The sequence below is a fragment of the Desulfovibrio gilichinskyi genome, from assembly GCF_900177375.1.
In the GTDB taxonomy this organism is placed as follows: Bacteria; Desulfobacterota; Desulfovibrionia; order Desulfovibrionales; family Desulfovibrionaceae; genus Maridesulfovibrio; species Maridesulfovibrio gilichinskyi.
On record NZ_FWZU01000005.1, the window covers coordinates 74756 to 91124 of the forward strand.

Annotated in this window: 13 protein-coding genes; 3 read left to right on the forward strand and 10 right to left on the reverse strand. The window is 43.1% G+C overall.

The window, feature by feature from the left end:
• Positions 1 to 6: 6 nt before the first annotated feature.
• The gene (locus B9N78_RS14300) at positions 7 to 615 is read right to left on the reverse strand and encodes a DUF4390 domain-containing protein (protein ID WP_085103486.1); all 609 of its coding nucleotides are present in this window, start codon (positions 613 to 615) and stop codon (positions 7 to 9) included.
• 167 nt (positions 616 to 782) lie between these two features.
• Here B9N78_RS14300 and B9N78_RS14305 point away from each other — a divergent pair, with 167 nt between their 5' ends.
• From B9N78_RS14305 to B9N78_RS14310, 3 genes are all read left to right on the forward strand, one after another.
• Positions 783 to 4514 (forward strand): DUF748 domain-containing protein, encoded by a 3732-nt coding sequence (locus tag B9N78_RS14305; protein ID WP_085103488.1) that lies wholly within the window; start codon positions 783 to 785, stop codon positions 4512 to 4514.
• Positions 4515 to 4542: 28 nt separating this feature from the next.
• On the forward strand, positions 4543 to 4713 hold the full coding sequence (locus B9N78_RS18200; protein WP_170921438.1) for a hypothetical protein: 171 nt from the start codon (positions 4543 to 4545) through the stop codon (positions 4711 to 4713).
• 363 nt (positions 4714 to 5076) lie between these two features.
• Complete coding sequence (locus B9N78_RS14310) at positions 5077 to 7116, forward strand: methyl-accepting chemotaxis protein (protein ID WP_085103490.1); 2040 nt, start codon at positions 5077 to 5079, stop codon at positions 7114 to 7116.
• A 110-nt stretch (positions 7117 to 7226) separates the two neighbouring features.
• On the opposite strand, the gene B9N78_RS14315 is transcribed toward B9N78_RS14310, so the two are convergent.
• The 9 genes from B9N78_RS14315 to B9N78_RS14355 all read right to left on the reverse strand — a co-directional run bounded on the left by B9N78_RS14315 (position 7227) and on the right by B9N78_RS14355 (position 16256).
• On the reverse strand, positions 7227 to 7784 hold the full coding sequence (locus B9N78_RS14315; protein ID WP_085103492.1) for a hypothetical protein: 558 nt from the start codon (positions 7782 to 7784) through the stop codon (positions 7227 to 7229).
• A gap of 338 nt (positions 7785 to 8122) precedes the next feature.
• Positions 8123 to 8698 carry a hypothetical protein gene (locus tag B9N78_RS14320; RefSeq protein WP_085103494.1) on the reverse strand — a complete coding sequence of 192 codons (576 nt, stop codon included), beginning with the start codon at positions 8696 to 8698 and terminating at the stop codon, positions 8123 to 8125.
• Between the two features lie 235 nt (positions 8699 to 8933).
• Positions 8934 to 10916, reverse strand: coding sequence for a transketolase (gene tkt / locus B9N78_RS14325; protein WP_085103496.1), 1983 nt, complete (start codon positions 10914 to 10916; stop codon positions 8934 to 8936).
• 79 nt (positions 10917 to 10995) lie between these two features.
• Positions 10996 to 11427: a ribose 5-phosphate isomerase B gene (gene rpiB / locus B9N78_RS14330; protein ID WP_085103498.1), complete on the reverse strand. Its 432-nt coding sequence runs from the start codon at positions 11425 to 11427 to the stop codon at positions 10996 to 10998.
• Positions 11428 to 11588: 161 nt separating this feature from the next.
• Positions 11589 to 11912: a hypothetical protein gene (locus B9N78_RS14335; RefSeq protein WP_085103500.1), complete on the reverse strand. Its 324-nt coding sequence runs from the start codon at positions 11910 to 11912 to the stop codon at positions 11589 to 11591.
• Positions 11913 to 11943: 31 nt separating this feature from the next.
• Positions 11944 to 12744 carry a hypothetical protein gene (locus B9N78_RS14340; protein ID WP_085103502.1) on the reverse strand — a complete coding sequence of 267 codons (801 nt, stop codon included), beginning with the start codon at positions 12742 to 12744 and terminating at the stop codon, positions 11944 to 11946.
• A complete protein-coding gene (locus B9N78_RS14345; RefSeq protein WP_085103504.1) occupies positions 12741 to 14495 on the reverse strand; it encodes a tetratricopeptide repeat protein in 1755 nt (584 codons plus the stop codon). The genes B9N78_RS14340 and B9N78_RS14345 overlap by 4 nt, the downstream gene beginning before the upstream one ends.
• Complete coding sequence (locus B9N78_RS14350; protein ID WP_085103506.1) at positions 14492 to 15280, reverse strand: HD domain-containing protein; 789 nt, start codon at positions 15278 to 15280, stop codon at positions 14492 to 14494. Before B9N78_RS14350 ends, B9N78_RS14345 begins: the two co-directional genes overlap by 4 nt.
• The gene (locus tag B9N78_RS14355; RefSeq protein ID WP_085103508.1) at positions 15273 to 16256 is read right to left on the reverse strand and encodes a sigma-70 family RNA polymerase sigma factor; all 984 of its coding nucleotides are present in this window, start codon (positions 16254 to 16256) and stop codon (positions 15273 to 15275) included. The genes B9N78_RS14350 and B9N78_RS14355 overlap by 8 nt, the downstream gene beginning before the upstream one ends.
• Between the last annotated feature and the right edge of the window lie 113 nt (positions 16257 to 16369).

Consider the following 16369-nt stretch of genomic DNA (forward strand, 5'->3'; position numbering starts at 1 on the left):
TTATTTTTAGTAAGTAAATTCGAGTTGGTATGTTGCGGAAGGAACTATGTCCCATGACCAGAAGAACAGAGTCTTTTTGAGCCATTGCGGAACGTCTGTCTGGTCAAGGTGCACATCAAGTTTAAGTATGTAACGTTCCCCTCGTTTAAGAGAGCTCCACGGTCCTAAATCCATTACGATTGAATCCCATCCGTTCTGGAGGAGCATAGTGATTTTTTTATCTCTCAAAGCAATGCTGTTTCCAGATTTTTCGAGGATAAATTCTTTTGAAAGGGAGTCGTAGGAAAGTTTATCCGTATAAGTTTTACTCGCAATTTTCGAGTCAGGCCACATGGATCTGTGAAGATATAAGGACGCTTTGCATTCGAGTTTCAGTTTGATACCGTTTTCAAGCGCGGTTTCTGTTTCTGTGTCACCTTTAAGATCCAGCCCAAACCTTGCCATTATCGACCCGGCCTGATTGTCTAGGACCAGATTTTTTAGATTAAGCGAAGCTGCATCGGCGTAAGATGAAAAAAGTGAAATTATAAAAACGGTGCAGAGAATTGCCAATATATTAATTGGTAAAGTGAGTGCAGGAAAGGTGTTACGTGCGGTCAAATTTTCAGCCGTCATTTGGTGTCCTTTAAAAAGATCTTTCTTTTAGGTAGACTAACAGTCGCTTTTCAATAGTTCAACACTATGATTGGCTATGCAGTATATTTTGTATTGAACTGTCTTTTCGCTAAATTATAATGTAAAAGATTATTGTGATGGTTAATCAAACAGGGACGGAGATTCGTATGCTGAAAGATATATATATGAAATGGAAAAATTTGGATCGTAAAATTCGCTGGGGTTCGATTTTTTCTTCAGTTTTTATTGTGTACACTTTAATCGGATTTTTGCTTGTTCCGCTTATATTAAAGAGTGTCATCCGAAATAAGTTGCCGGAGTTGCTTAGTCGCCCGGTAGAGATTAAGGATGCCGGATTTAATCCGCTAAATCTGGACCTGCATCTCGAAGGGTTTAGAATCGGCAAAAAAAACGGTGAAGGGAATCTTTTTTCCTTTAAATCTTTTGATGTTAATTTTGATTCATTCTCACTTTTCAGACTTTCCGCTATATTTGATGATCTTATAATAAATGACCCTCAAATTGATATAACTCTTTTCCCGGATGGCAGCAGTGTTTCAGATCTTTTTTCCGGGGATGACGGTAAAGCTGAGAAAAAAAGTACGAGCTTCTTCCCGTTTATCGTACGCAATCTTTTGGTAAGTAACGGAACCTGTAAAATCTATGATGATTACAGGCATTTTCAGCATGTTGTTTCCGACTTGAATCTGGCTGTCCCTTTCACTTCATCTCTTGCCGGTGACAGTAATGAATTTGTTCAGCCTTCGCTTTCAATGGTTATAAACGGAACTCCGTTTGTTCTAAAGGGTAATACGTTACCGTTTAAAAATACACTTCATACCGACTTCAATTTTACTTTAGAGAAGGCTGAGCTCGGTGAGTACTGGGTCTATCTTCCTATTTATAACACTACTGTTCTGAAAAGCGGAACCCTCAGTGCTGATTTAAATCTGAGCTTTGAGCGCAGTGAAAACTCGATGCCTACAATGATGCTGGGTGGAAAGTTCTTTATTAGAGATTTTGATTTGGAACGTAAAAGCAAGAGTCCACTCTTAAAATTCAAACAGCTTGATATTGATATCGCCGAGTTCGGTCTTTTGCGAAGAGTTTTTAAAATTAAATCTGTTAATTTAACGGAACCGTTTTTCAAAATAGCACTAAATCCGGACGGATCTCCTGATATACTGGATATTCTGCCTAAGCCCGTTTCTGCCGGTCAGAATGCAACTGCTGATCACTCCCCTCAAAAAGAGGAAGAAAAAGGTCCGGATTTATTGGCTGAAATCGGAAGTATGAGCGTCACCGGCGGGACTGTTGATTTCACCGATAACGCTTTCGGCAATGGGTTTACGAAAGTAATAGGGCCGGTTTCGGTTACGGCTGAAAATCTAAGTACCGAAAAAGGCAAGGCTGGAACCTACAGCGTTAATGTAGGGAATGAAGGCGGCGAAGTTGTAAAAGTTGGCGGCTCACTGGGGCTGATTCCACTTGCAGTTAAAGGTTTTGCCTCTGTCACAAATCTAAACGTTCCTGATTATGAAAAATACATGGAAGATTCTGTCCCGCTTGCTGTTACATCCGGTAAAATCGCTCTAGGAACCAATTTCAACATAGCTCCTGACGATAACGGGCTTATACGGCTGGAAGGCATAAAGCTGGATGTGAAAGATTTTACTCTCAGTCCGAAGGGTGGAGGAGACCCGTTGATCTCGCTCGGAGGGTTTGCCGCTTCCAACGGAACTGTAGATGTAGGAGAAAAGTCGGTAGTTATCGATTCTGTTGATTTGCATAAGGCTCTGATTAAATTGATGCGTGATAGCAAAGGGATTGATCTTATAAAGCTGATGGAAAAGCATCAGCAAACCATTGATGCGAAGAAAGGAATTGTTCTTGTAGGGAATGCTACAGAGCCTTCTTTAAAGGAGATTCATCCCGCAGCGGAAGCAAGTTCTGATAAATCCGATGCGGGAGCCTGGAAGGTTGCGATAAACAGTGTAAATCTTACCGATTCATCTTTTGGTCTGGTAGATAATGCTGCAGCGAAAAAGACGACAACCGATATCAGTGAATTGCATGGCTCCGTCAAAGGAATAAGTTTTCCTGAGAACAAGCCTTTAATCCTTACTTTAGAAGGTGTTATTAATAAAAGAGGAAACTTAAAAGTCAGCGGACGGGGAGTCTTATCCCCTGTTTCAGTTTCCGGAGACTTGTTTGTCCGTAAGCTTAGACTGCGTGATTTTAACGGCTATCTGCCCCCTGAAATGCAGATGAATATTGCGCGCGGGCATATTGATGTCTCCGGACAATGGACTTTTGATGCAGAAGATAAAGCAATAGCAACGTATAAAGGTAAGGCTCAGGTTAAAGATCTGCTTTTGCGGGACAGCAAAGGGGATAAACAGTTCTTTCATCTATACGAGCTTGCCGTAAGAGATATTGATTTCACTTCCGATCCTTTTAAAGTGAACGTGCGACTTATAGACGTGCTTTCTCCTGAGGTGCTGGTGGACAAAGAGGCCGACGGTACATTTAATATTTCAAGAATTCTTACCGGTAAGCTTGCGGTTCCAGTTGATGAAAACGTTGTGCAGGAACAGGCACAGGCCGCTGCGTCAAAAGTTGAGGTCGGCGGAGCTGGGAATTCTTTAGCTGCCGATTCTGCAAATGCCGGTTCGGTGGCAAATTCCACTGCGGCGGAAACCGGTTCTTCGGCAAGTGCTGATAATTTTATTTTCTTAAATAAAATAGCGATGACTAACGGAACTGTTTTATTCCAAGATCATACTGTTTCTCCTGTTTTTGAGCTGGATATCACCAAAATGATATCTGCCGTGCGCGGGCTTGAACTTCCACACGGTAAACGGACAGACTTGTCTTTTAACGCAACATTTGATCAGCAGGCTCCGCTTGTTGCAGAAGGATATCTACAGCCAACGGATGACGGTGCTGATACAGATTTGAAAGTTACACTTATTAATCTGGATATGACTCAGCTTTCCCCCTATACCAGAAAATTTATAGCCTATCCCGTAAGCAAAGGAATGCTCAGTGCGGATGTGGCAGTAAGTCTTAAGGGTAAAATTTTGTCTACAAATAATGTTTTTGATATTTATCAGTTTGATGTTGGGAATAAAGTAAGTAGTCCAGATGCACAGAATATTCCTATCGGACTTGGCCTTGCATTGCTGAAAGACAGCAGCGGAAATATCCGTCTTGATATTCCGGTTGAAGGTAACGTGGATGATCCTCAGTTCCGGCTGGGCAGGGTTATCGGGCGGGCGATTCTCAATATTCTGATTAAAGCGGTAACTTCACCGTTTTCACTGATCGGCGCAATGATCGGCGGCGGTGAAGACATGGATGTTCTGGTGTTTGAGCCGGGAATAGCCGTGCCGCAGGATTCTTCTAAATCCAAAATTGAATCAGTTGCAAAGGCAATGAAATCCCGTCCGGGGCTTAAACTTGAGATTACCGGATTTACTGCGCCGGAGGATATTCCTGCACTTAAGGTTGCAATGTTCAAAAGAATGGTTGCAAAACCGAAATTTCTTGAACTTGAAGAAGACGGCAAGGCCCCTGCGTCAATTGATGACGTTGTTATAAGTAAAGAAGAATACCCTGAATATCTCGAAGAAGCATACGCAACTGCTCCTTTTGAAAAGCCTAAAAACTTTTTAGGAATGGTTGAAAGTAGACCTGTGCCGGAAATGGAGCAGGCTCTTCGGGATTACATAAAGGTGACAGATACAGATTTGGAAGAATTGGCAAGAAGTAGAGCTGAGAAGATCCGCGTTATTCTGACGTCTGACAAGGGTGTAGAAGCCGAGCGGGTTTTTCTTAAGCGAGCAGCAACAGGCAAGGGAGCCGGACCGAGGGTAGAACTAGGGTTGCAAAATTAAAATTTTAATCTAGCAGGAGTGGTGAGTCATGAAATTAATGAAAAAGTTAATATTTGTTCTATGTCTGGTAGCCTTTATGTCAGTAGCTTACGGCTGCGAAAAAGAAGGATCTGCTGAAAAAGCAGGTAAGAAGATGGATCAGGCAATTGATAAGGCCGGGGATACTTTGAAAGAACTTGGCGAGAAGATTAAAGAGTAATGTGTAAAGCCTGATCGGAGGTCTTTTGGGGCAGACTTTATTTGGTGAATAAGCGAAATTAATAAAATGCATTACCTTGGATCGTTCGCTTTGATGTCTTAGAAAATAATCCGCCACTTATTAACAGTCGATTTTGCGATTATATTACTATATGCATTAGTATATTTTTATGATAATTTTATAATAACACCTTAGAGAAATGGATGCTTGTACATAGCAACTAATAGATAACAAGTATCGGTAGAAGCAACATCTCCATTTCATAAAATAAAAAGGATGTTGGATATGTTGCAATATGAATATATCCCGTCAGCTAAAATATAATGAGACTTTGTCTAACTGTTAAAAATAGGAGATCACTGCATGCGATCATTATCAGCAAAATTCCTTGTTCCTACTTTGGTATTAATACTGGTGTGCATGACTGCAATGGCCTCACTTATCTATAACAAAGCCTATACATTCTCACTTGAATCAGCGGACAGTATCAATGAATCAAAGCTCTCCAGTACTGTATCACTGATAGATATGTGGATAGGGGGACTGGAAAATGAAATTGCATTGGCAGGCAGACTTGAAACTGTGGTCGACGCTGCGGCCAACGGTAAAGATAATAAAATTGCGAGTGATGCCGCTAGCGCAGTTCTAAAAAAGATTAACAATGATAGACCAATTCTTCCTCGAATCAATGTGCTTAATATCACTGGTGAGACCGTGGCCTCAACCAGTGCAGAATCTATAGGAGCACAATACGGCGACAGAAACTATTTTCAGAAAGCTGTATCAGGTGAGTTATTCCTTTCAAAACCGCTGATTAGTCGTGCCTCTGGAACTCCTGTAGTAATCATTTCCAGCCCCATCAGGGATAAAGACAAGATTGTAGGTGTCATCGTAGGAATAATTGAAATAAGTGAGTTTGCTAATAAATTTATTAACAATATCAAGGTTGCTAAAACAGGATATATATACATTCTGGACAGCAACGGACTCATCATTTCACACGTAAACCCGAAACTTATTGCTAAAGTTAATGTTCAAAAAGAATACGACTGGGGTAAGTATATTGTCGAAAATAAAAACGGGAATATGCATTATGAATTCGATGGCCAAGCACGACTGACATATTTCACCCAGTCTCCGAAAACAGGATGGATTGCCTGCTCCACCGCTCCGGCGGAACAATTTTTAAGCAAAGCAAAAGAAATCGGAATGTTTATCACGCTGTCCACCGTGGTCATAGTTTTGATCATCGGAATCGGGGTCTTTTTAATTTTAAAACGAAACGTGACTAAGCCGGTAAAAACCATTGTTGATGCGGCTTCCGAGATAGCAGAAGGTAAACTTGATACTGAGCTTGAAGTAAACAGAAATGACGAAATAGGTATTTTGCAATCCAGCCTGCTCAAGATGGTTGAAAGACTCCGCCAGAAGATAGCCGAGGCGGACGAAAAAACCAAACACGCGGAAGAAGAATCCCGTAGAGCCCAGATTGCCACAGATAAAGCGGAAGAAGCACAGAAGCAGGCGGAAAGCGCAAAGCAGGAAGGGATGAATCAGGCCGCGCAGGAACTTGATGTAATTGTTAATCAGGTCATTGCCTCCACAACCGACCTTAATGAAAAGATACATCGGGCACTAGAAGGTGCTGACACCCAGAAAGACCGCGCCACCGAATCAGCCACAGCAATGGAAGAAATGAACGCAACTGTTATGGAAGTAGCCACCAATGCCGCGCAAACAGCAACGATGGCTGATGCAGCGCAGCAGGAAGGGGTAAAAGGCGGCAAGGTTATCAATGAGGTCGTCCAGAGTATTAAACAGCTCAATAATGAAACGGATCTGCTTGAGGAAGAACTGAACAAACTCGGTTTAGAAGCGGATTCTATCAACAAAGTCATGGGCGTTATCAATGATATAGCTGATCAGACTAATCTTCTGGCACTGAACGCCGCGATTGAAGCTGCACGCGCAGGTGAGGCAGGACGAGGATTTGCCGTAGTCGCGGACGAGGTTCGCAAACTTGCTGAAAAGACCATGGCTGCGACTCAAGAAGTGGGTGGAGCAATTAAGACAATTCAGACAGGGACTGCAAGGTCTATCGGAAGAATGAAAGATACCTCCAAGGTTGTTGACGGCAGCACGGAGCTTGTTGATCAGGCCGGACAGAATATTAAAACAATTCTCCAGATGATAGCTGAAACCTCAGACAGGGTAAGAGCTATTGCGGCTGCGTCAGAGCAGCAGTCTGCCGCTTCCGAAGAAATTACCAGCGGTATGAGTGAAGTTAACGCTATTGCGAACGAAACCGCAAAGCTGATGGAAGAGTCTTCACAGTCCATGAAAGATCTTTCCGAAATGACCGGCAGATTGGAAAAACTGATGGAAGATCTTAAAAGCAGCTAAAAAGCCGTGCCCTGTGTACGTCATACGCGGGGTTCTATTGAAAACACAAAAAACCGGAACAGAAGCACAAGAATCTGTTCCGGTTTTATTTTTCGACACAATAAAATGTATTATTTTTGACTACTGCCTTTGAGAAGCTCTAAAATCTGGCTGGAAATTTGTTGCACTTCGCCCTGAGCCGCTACAACTTTCTGCTGAGCTGCCTCAACTTCAACTAATGCCGTTGATTTTTCATCATCAGTTGCTGCTTTGCTGGATTTATTTTGCGCAGAGGTGAGTTCTTCGCGGGCTTGTTCAACCTTTTCCTGCGCCTCAGTCAGCTTCTTTTTAAGTTCTTTAAGAGATTGTGAATCTGCGCTTTCAGATGGCTCGGCTCCTGCTCCTTTTCCAGTCTTTGCCGCACCTGCTTCCTTTTTTTCATCCGCATCGGTTGAGTCTGAATCGGTTTCGCTCTTGTCACCGCTTGCAGCTTTATCGGTTTTTTCGGACTGTGAGGCATTGTAAAGAGTGCGCGCTTCGTCGGATATTTCTACTTTTGTATCAGATTTATCAGATGTTCCGGCTGCGGATTTCTGTTCCGCCGCTTTTGTTTCATCAACATGAACATTGAATACACTGTCTGTTTTCTGACCAAAGAAACCTGCGCCTGCATACATATCGATTTTCATTTTTCTTCCTTATCTAAGCGAGGTGGATTAATTGGGCTTATGGGGAATAAGTTTAGTTTATTATTCTGTTTATCGGTATGCGGCTTTGAAACTTTAGGATTTTTGTTAGGAAATATTAATTTTTATTAAGATATGAGGGGGGTAGTCGATTTTTGGGGAGTTGTTGGGCTGGTAGGTAATGGAAATGACCGCTGGAACTTAATTGCCGACGGACTTTTATCCTTATTAAAATAAGTAAAAGTTGTGCTTTCTTAGTTAAATATATGTGTTGCCAATTACTTCGCTTAATTTTTGAAATATAGTAAAAATTGATTGAGTTAAGTATGGCCCTTATATGATCAAATTTCGTTAATTTCACTCTTGATATCCAGGATTTGCTTGGAAATATCCTGTATTTTATCTTGCGCAGAAGAAACCTCTTGTTGAGCTGCTTCAACTTCAGTTGCTGTCGCTTCCTCTTCTTTTTCAGTCTTTGCACGAGCTGCTTCAGCTTGAGAGCGGATTAATTTTTCTTGAGCCTTTTCAAGCTTTACTTGGGCCGCATCAAGTTTTTCGTTAGCCGCAGTCAGCATTTTTTGAAGTTCTTTAATCTGTTGCTGTGTGTTTTCAGAATCCTCGGTCCCATCTTTTTCTTCAGTCTTTACTGATTCGTTTTTTTCCGTTTCGCCTGCATCGGTTTGAGCGGATGATTCAGTTTTGCTCTGGTCACTGTTTTCAGCTTTTCCGGTCTGTGAGGCATTGTAAAGAGCACGTCCTTTTTCGGAGATTTCTACCTGTGTATCAGATTTATCAAATAACACCGCCGTTGAGTGCTGCAGTGTAGTTTTTGTTTCATCAACATGAACATTGAATATGTTATTAGTTTTTGAGTCTGAAGATCCCGAACCAGAATCTATAAATAATTCAATTTTCATTATTCCTCCTCTTGAAACGATTAATTACATTAGGTTTATTCTTATTTATGATTATGGATTATTTTATTTATTTGTGTACAGTTTTTAAACTTTAGTTTTGTGTAGAGATTCATTAATTCATAAAAAGTATTATTTGGGGAGTACTCGTTTTTTGAAAAGAAAAGATTTTTAAACACAAAAAAGCCGCCGGAACTAACGTCCCAGCGGCTTTTCAAATGCTATTTATAAATCAGTATTAGAACTGCGCTTTCATAATTTTAGCGAGATTGTCAGCGGTGAAGCCGTACTTTTCAGCGAGCTGTCCGGCAGGTGCGGATGCTCCGAAGTGGCTGATTCCGAGCACTGCTCCGTCGAGGCCCACGTATTTGTACCATGTTTCCGGGCGACCGGCTTCTGCGGCAACACGGGTTCTGACAGTTGGATCGAGAACGGAATCTTTGTACGCCTGATCCTGTTCTTCGAACAGTTCCATGGAAGGCATACTTACTACGCGGATTTTCTTATCTTTAATCATAGCCGCGGCTTCAATTGCTAAGGATACTTCAGATCCTGCTGCAATAGCGATCATGTCCGGTTTGCCTTCGCAATCTTTTACGATGTAACCGCCGCGTTTAACGCCTTCTTCAACCTGCGGGAATTCCTCTTTACTCATTACAGGCAGTCCCTGACGGGTCAGCATGAGGCTGGATGGACGATCGGTCTGATTCAGTGCCATTTCTACGCATGCGGCTGTTTCTCTTGCGTCGGCTGGTCTCAGTACCAAATGGTTCGGAATGAGTCTCAGAGAGGCTACATGTTCGATTGGCTGATGGGTCGGGCCGTCTTCACCTACATAGAATGAATCATGTGTGTAGATGTAGATAACAGGCAGTTTCTGGAGAGCGGACATTCTCATACCGTTTCTGCAATAGTCAGAGAAGGTAAGGAAGGTTGCACCGAAAGGAATTACGCCGCCGTGCAGAGCTATACCGTTAAGAATAACGGACATCGGGAATTCACGGACACCGAAAGCAAGGTTTCTTGAAGTGTAACCGTCGGTAGCGAAATCGCCTACTTTCTTGCGGAAGTTAGCAGTCTGGTTGGACGGATCAAGGTCGGCGGAACCGCCGAGCAATGTCGGGAGCTGGTCGGTGATAGCATCAAGGCATGCGCCCCATGCTTTTCTTGTCGCTACGGACTGACCTGCTTCAAATACAGGAAGATTCAGTTTGAGATCACTGCGTGATTTGTTGGATTCAGCCCAGAAATCAGCGATTTCTTTGTTTCCGGCTAGGACGGAATCAAGCTTGACCTGCCAGTCAGCAGCAAGTTTTTTAAGATCAGGGAAGCGGGAGCGGAAGTGCGTCACAACATCTTCAGGAACATAGAAAAGTTCGTCTTCAGGAAGACCGAAACCTTTTTTGGTAGCGGCAATTTCTTCATTGGAAAGCGGGCTGCCGTGTGTGCTGTGGCATCCTTCAAGAGTTGCAGCTCCGGCTGCCATCTTGGTTTTACCTATGATGAGTGTCGGCTTGCCTGTTTCAGCCTGTCCGGCTTTTATTGCATTGCGGATAGCTTCGTGGTCGTGTCCGTCAATTTCCAGAACCTGCCAGCACATGCCTTCGAAAACTTTTCTGAAATCTGTGCAGTTACAGCGACAGGTAGGTCCTGCTAGCTGAATATCGTTGCTGTCATAGAAAACTATGAGCTTGCCGAGCTTCCAGAGTCCTGCAAGGGATGCTGCGCCAAGTGATACAGGTTCCTGAAAATCACCGTCGGAAGAAAGAACATATGAATAATGATCAACAACATCGTCGTTGGTCTTGGCGTTCAGAAATGCTTCTGCTGTTGCCATACCTACGCCGACGCAGAATCCCTGTCCCAGAGGTCCGCTTGTTGCTTCAACACCGGGGGTGACATCATGTTCAGGATGACCGGGGGTGATGGAACCGAGCTGACGGAACTGCTTGAGGTCTTCAATTGTGATCAGACCTGCAAGATGCAGAATGCTGTAAAGCAGTGGGGATTCATGACCTGCGGCCAGTACGAAGCGGTCTCTGTTGAGCCAGTTTGTATTGGTTGGGTCATAGCGTAAAAAATCTTTATAGAGGACATAAGCAAAGTCCGCAGAAGACATGGATCCGCCGGGATGGCCTGAATTAGCCTTGCGGATGGAATCCATGATCAATCCCTTGATGACGTTTGCTGCTTTCTGGTCCATCTGACTGTTGTTACTCATTTTGAGTTTTCCTCATTAAATCTTGGGTATTTTATATAATAAAAAAATCCCGTCGGCCTTGAGCTTTCGGGATTATATCCTATAATTGGTCGAACATATTGATTCTGCGCATGTGACGTTCACCTTCAAATTCGGTGGTCATGTATGCACGGATAATCTCTTCAGCAAGGCCTTGTCCGATGACTCTTTCACCCAGACACAAAATGTTTGCATTGTTGTGTGCACGGGCCATCTTCGCCATGTATTCATTTGTACACATCGCGGCGCGGATGCCTTTGTGTTTGTTTGCAGCCATGGACATGCCGAGGCCGGTTCCGCAGATTAGAATTCCGCGGATTTCATCGGTTACCTTTGAAGCTACTTTTTCAGCATAGACAGGATAGTCGCAGCTGACGGCGGATTCTGGGCCGGCGTCTTCAACCTCGTACCCCATTTCTGTAAGTACTTTCTTGGCGAATTCCTTGAGAGCGAACCCCCCGTGGTCTGATCCGATTACTACTTTAGCGGCCATCTCCATCTCCTGATTTCTGTTGATTAACAGTCATTCTAAAAAATACACCTTTTAAAACGCAATAAAAATCTCACGCGCCAGTAAGCAGTTAACTATCTGTCGATCTAGAGATTCTAAAGTGTTCGGAATCAGGGTTTATGAACAACCTGTGTGTTTTTTAATTACAAACCCATCTTACGTTCGTTGTCGCGACGTTTGACATCGCGCTTAGCAGCCTGCTCTTTTTTAAGCTTGCCGATTTCTTCTTTGAAAAAATCAATCTGCTTGCTGCAAAGTTCAATATCACCTTCTGCGTCATCACAAGTAAGCTTTCCGAGAAGGGCGTATTCTCTTTCGAGACGTTTTTCAAGCTGGCGAACTTCAAAATTTCCGAGTAATCTGGTAAAGATTCCCCTCAATTCCTGTGCCCAAACGGTCAGCCCTTTCTTAAAATTATCAATAACTCCTGTACTTTTGTCGGTGCAGGTGCTGTTTTGTCCGCTCATTTTATTCTCTCCATAACAAAACTAAATTTTTTTAAGAAATATTACTATTCTCGTTTCGATCGAGTTTTATGATCTCAGTTCCGTCAGGAATAGCCATTTCAAGAGATTTCTCATCCCATTTACGGCTGGTAAAAAATCTTGATTTTATCCGCAGTACGGCTTTTGCTCCGGTCGCTGTATAAACGGTAATTTTTTCAGGTAAATTTTTACCTGAATTATCAAGCTCGTATGAGTCCATTTTCATTTCCCAAGAAAGTTCACCGCGTCCCGTTATTTCAAGCGGAATTCCCTGCTGAGTGAGCGTGATTGAGCTGACTGGGCCGTGATCGAAAGTATACAGCAGTCCTTTGTTGTTTTTATCAACGGCAACGGCGTCGAATGAGCTTGGAATGAAGCTTGGATAACAACCTGCAATAAGTCCTGCAAGGTCTTTTAAAGCGAAAGGAAACGGCAGACCCAGCAGTCTTACCGCGCGCTCCGGTGATGAATGTGTATAGGCCGTTTTATCTTCCGGATAAAAAGCGGTCAGCCCGTTTTCATCTTCGCGGATGTGCGCGAGGTATGTTCCGATTCCGGCCCGCACATCAAGGCGCAACGGGGATTCCAGATCTCCCCATAAGCTCATTATCGTTCTGTGCCCCTGTCCTTTGTCTGTATAGTAAAGGCTGGCTGTAAATTTCACTCCAGTGGCATTGCACATGCCGTATTCATTTCTGAATTTTGAGTAAATTTTATCCGAATTATGAATTTGAATATTTCTGGCACTGCACCCTGCAACCAGTGTTGCCAGGGTCAGAACAAGGAGTGCAGTCCGCCATAATCTGGAGATCATAACGAATCCAGTTTCCTGCGCAGTTCTTTGTCTCCAGGATTAAGCTTAAGAGCTTTTGTATAGGCTTTTTTCGCTTCTATCTTGTTTTTCTTGGCGACAGCTATATCACCGTAGTGTTCCCACAGTTCGGGCTGCTTCGGTTCAAGGGAAAGAGCGCGTCCTATGTTTTCCCATGCTTCATCAAGCTTGCCTTGGCGGTAAAGAACCCACGCCATGGAATCAAGAATAAATCCGTTATCCGGTTTAAGTTTATTAGCTCTCGATATTAAAACCATCGCGCGGTCAAGCTGCTTGTTTTTGTCGGCAAGAATGTATCCTACAAAGTTAAGAGCGTCTGCATGGTCCGGTTCCATGGAGATAATTTTTTCCATGTACTTCAGCGTCTGATCAGTATTGCCTTTTTTTTCTTCCATCATGCCCAGCTGAAAAAGAATCTGGGTTGAATCAGGAATATTTTTATATCCCCGTAGCAGAGTTTCTTCTGCTTCTTCTGGCTGTTTCTGTTCCACATGCAGAGCCGCTTCCATCAAAAAGAAGTTCGGGTCATCGGGGAATTCTTTTTGCCCTTCACGAAGAACCGCTAAGGCGTCCTGAGTGTTATTAAGCTCAATAAGCAGGTGCGCTTTAAATTGAAGGCTGCGGTCATAATGGTCGCTGCCTTTTTTTATTTTATCAAGGAAATCAAGAGCCTTTGCTGGGTCTTCTTCCCCTTCGTATGCAATTGAAGCTTTGAAAAAGTAATAAGCGTCCGGAACATCTTTTTCTTTAACAAAAATATCTAAGACAGTTGAAGCCTGCCCGTAAAATTTGTTGTTCAAAAAAATCTGAGCCGCTTCAAGCAGGAAAGAAGTGTTCCGCGGTCCGTCAAGAACAAGCGAGAGTCCGCGATCCGGATTGTTCAGCTTGAGGCACAGTTCAATCAGGCGCAACCTGATATGATTTGAGACCTCGGGGAATTCGAGCATCTTTGTGTAAATTTTTTCAGCTGAGTCATAGTCTTTTTCAAGCTCATATAAATAGGCCAGCTCGCCCCATGCTTCTATGTAGTCAGGTTTTATTTTAACAGTTTTCTGAAGAGCTCTTATAGCCTGTTTGGTCAGCCCTAGTCCTGCACTAGCTTTTGCGTAATAGTACAGAATTTCAGATGTTCTTTGTCCAGCCGGAATGACTTTCAGAATATCTAAAGCCTGTGCAAACTTTTTCTGCTCCAGCATAATGCGTGCAAGCTGGGTTTTGACAATAAGATCCTTGGGATGCCTGCGGATATAATCCTGAAGAACCCCCTCGGCATCTGCAGTCCTGTTATCAACAAGATAGGTGCTGGACAGACTCATGGTCAGATCAGGATTTTCAGGGAATTTTTGAAGACCTTCTTTTAAAGCTTCCCGTGCGTCGTCAACTTGCTGGGCGGCCCAGAAAAGAGAGGCTTTTTCAGCATAAAGCTGAGCACTCGGCTCAACTTTCAGGATACGGTCTAAGACAACAAGAGCTTTTTGCTGCAGGTCTGTAGCCTTCTCCGACTCTTCTTTGGTTTTAACACCGCTGCGCATTATCTGCCCGAATCTGGATAGATAATCCTGATAAACAAGGTAGTCGTATGTAAGTTGGCTTTCCGGGCTTAGTTGGGGATTTGCAACTGAAGCGTTAATTCCGTTTTTGGCAGCACATCCGCTTAAAGCAAAAACAAAAAGGATTGCTAAGGCTGCGGCAGAATATGTTTTTTTGCGAAGAGTTGGTGCTGAATTAATCATACAATAGGTGTTGGTTTTTTGTCGGTAGAGTATTCTGGTGTTTTGGAAAATTCAATCAGGCGGTCATAAATGGCGGATCCTATTGTGATGCCTTGGTGAATCATTTCAGGGCCGTATTTTTTACCGGTATCTGTTCTGAAAGTAGATTCAATGGATTTTATCATTTCCAGTCCTTTTGGGAATTTTTGAATGATTTCCTGTAGTGTCCAGTCTTCGTAATCACATATTTCCCAAAGAGTTGTTGAGAAATTATCGGGGCCCCACCGGAATTTATCGGCATCATAGAGTGCTCCGCTAAGTAGTTCCAGTTCAGGATCATCAACGATAGGAGTCGCCGGTTTAAATGCCTCGTGCCGTGCAATAGCCTCGGAAATGAGATCTTTGCTGCGCTCAGAAAGCGGGTACTTATTTAATATGACCCGTGAAGTTTCTGATCCGCGCAGGGCGTGGTTGTCTTCCAGTCTGCAACTGTCGTGAAGAAGACCGCAGAACTGGGCAAGCAGAACGAGTTCTCTTACAGTGTCCGGAGGCAGATGATCACCGTCTTTAAGAACGATTGCCCCGGCTTCTATAGCAACCTTTTTAGAGTGATAAATACCGTGAGCATATTCATCGTAAAGAAATGGAAGAACATCTTCTTGTAATCTGATTACAAGAGGATGATCAAAAAACATTGCATGTGAAAATTCAAGCTGGGAGTCCGCATCGCGATAAAACTGCGGTGTCTGCTGAGCGGCCGCTATGATCTTGGCCTCTTTCTTCAGTTCTTTGAGTAGTTTAATCATTGTCTGGTATCCAATCTTCAGAAAAATCTGTTACTGTTTCGGCCAGATGCTCTCTCAGTTTGCTTAACAACCGGGCTTCAATCTGGCGGACTCTTTCTCTGGTCACTCCGAATTCTTCGCCTATTTCTCTAAGTGTGCGCGGAGAATCAGATAGCAATCTGTCATCTAATATAACTTGTTCTTTGTCGTTTAATTTATGTGCTACTGTCCTAAGCTGTTCAAGCAATAAAGCCGAAATCTCTTTATTGGCAAGAGTTTCTTCTATGCCCATGCCTAAGTCCGGCAGAAAATCCATACGTGTGGCATCAGAATCATCTCCGAATTTTAGATTCAGGGATAGGTCATTCTTTGCCAGTCTTTGATCCATTTCCGTAATCTCTTCTTCTGTCACATTGAGATTTTCGGACAATACCGATGTTGTCGGGTCAAACCCCAAAGTCTGGAGTCTTTGACGCTCTTTGTTCAGATTGTAAAACAGTTTACGCTGGGTCTGGGTGGTTCCTATTTTAACCATGCGCCAGTTGTCCATGATATATTTCAGGATGTAAGCCTTAACCCAGAACGCTGCGTAGTACGAAAATTTAATTCCTTTATCGGGGTCAAATTTATTGACCGCTTTCATGAGACCGACATTTCCTTCCTGAATAAGGTCCAGTACATTCTGCATCCAGCGACGCTGGAAGTCCATGGCGATTTTAACCACCAGTCTAAGGTGTGAAGATACAAGGCGGAATGCTGCTTCCTGATCTCCGTTTTCCTGTACTCTTTTTGCCAGTTGAAACTCTTCGTCAGGCTCAAGAAGAGGGAAGCGGCTTATCTCGTTAAGATAGAGATGCAGCGGATCTTTAGTTGCTATTTCTCCCTTTGCTCTAGGAATCGGCAGAAAATCGGGTTCGATATCTATATCGTCAAAGATCTCTTCATCGTCTTCAATAAGCTCTGGGATTATCGGTTCTTTCTTTTGTTCTGATTTCATTGACCGGGTAATTTTCCTGTATGGCTGACATTTTTTGGACTTTGGTTTACATTGAGAGTCATATTTAGAACTTATAAGGATATAGTTTTTATTTGTCCTTTTCAATGTTTTTA

Bases quoted from the DNA above. Each gene is read 5' to 3' on its own strand.
- B9N78_RS14300 (WP_085103486.1), bottom strand. From the start codon at position 615: ATGACGGCTGAAAATTTGACCGCACGTAACACCTTTCCTGCACTCACT.
- B9N78_RS14305 (WP_085103488.1), top strand. From the start codon at position 783: ATGCTGAAAGATATATATATGAAATGGAAAAATTTGGATCGTAAAATT.
- B9N78_RS18200 (WP_170921438.1), top strand. From the start codon at position 4,543: ATGAAATTAATGAAAAAGTTAATATTTGTTCTATGTCTGGTAGCCTTT.
- B9N78_RS14310 (WP_085103490.1), top strand. From the start codon at position 5,077: ATGCGATCATTATCAGCAAAATTCCTTGTTCCTACTTTGGTATTAATA.
- B9N78_RS14315 (WP_085103492.1), bottom strand. From the start codon at position 7,784: ATGAAAATCGATATGTATGCAGGCGCAGGTTTCTTTGGTCAGAAAACA.
- B9N78_RS14320 (WP_085103494.1), bottom strand. From the start codon at position 8,698: ATGAAAATTGAATTATTTATAGATTCTGGTTCGGGATCTTCAGACTCA.
- tkt (WP_085103496.1), bottom strand. From the start codon at position 10,916: ATGAGTAACAACAGTCAGATGGACCAGAAAGCAGCAAACGTCATCAAG.
- rpiB (WP_085103498.1), bottom strand. From the start codon at position 11,427: ATGGCCGCTAAAGTAGTAATCGGATCAGACCACGGGGGGTTCGCTCTC.
- B9N78_RS14335 (WP_085103500.1), bottom strand. From the start codon at position 11,912: ATGAGCGGACAAAACAGCACCTGCACCGACAAAAGTACAGGAGTTATT.
- B9N78_RS14340 (WP_085103502.1), bottom strand. From the start codon at position 12,744: ATGATCTCCAGATTATGGCGGACTGCACTCCTTGTTCTGACCCTGGCA.
- B9N78_RS14345 (WP_085103504.1), bottom strand. From the start codon at position 14,495: ATGATTAATTCAGCACCAACTCTTCGCAAAAAAACATATTCTGCCGCA.
- B9N78_RS14350 (WP_085103506.1), bottom strand. From the start codon at position 15,280: ATGATTAAACTACTCAAAGAACTGAAGAAAGAGGCCAAGATCATAGCG.
- B9N78_RS14355 (WP_085103508.1), bottom strand. From the start codon at position 16,256: ATGAAATCAGAACAAAAGAAAGAACCGATAATCCCAGAGCTTATTGAA.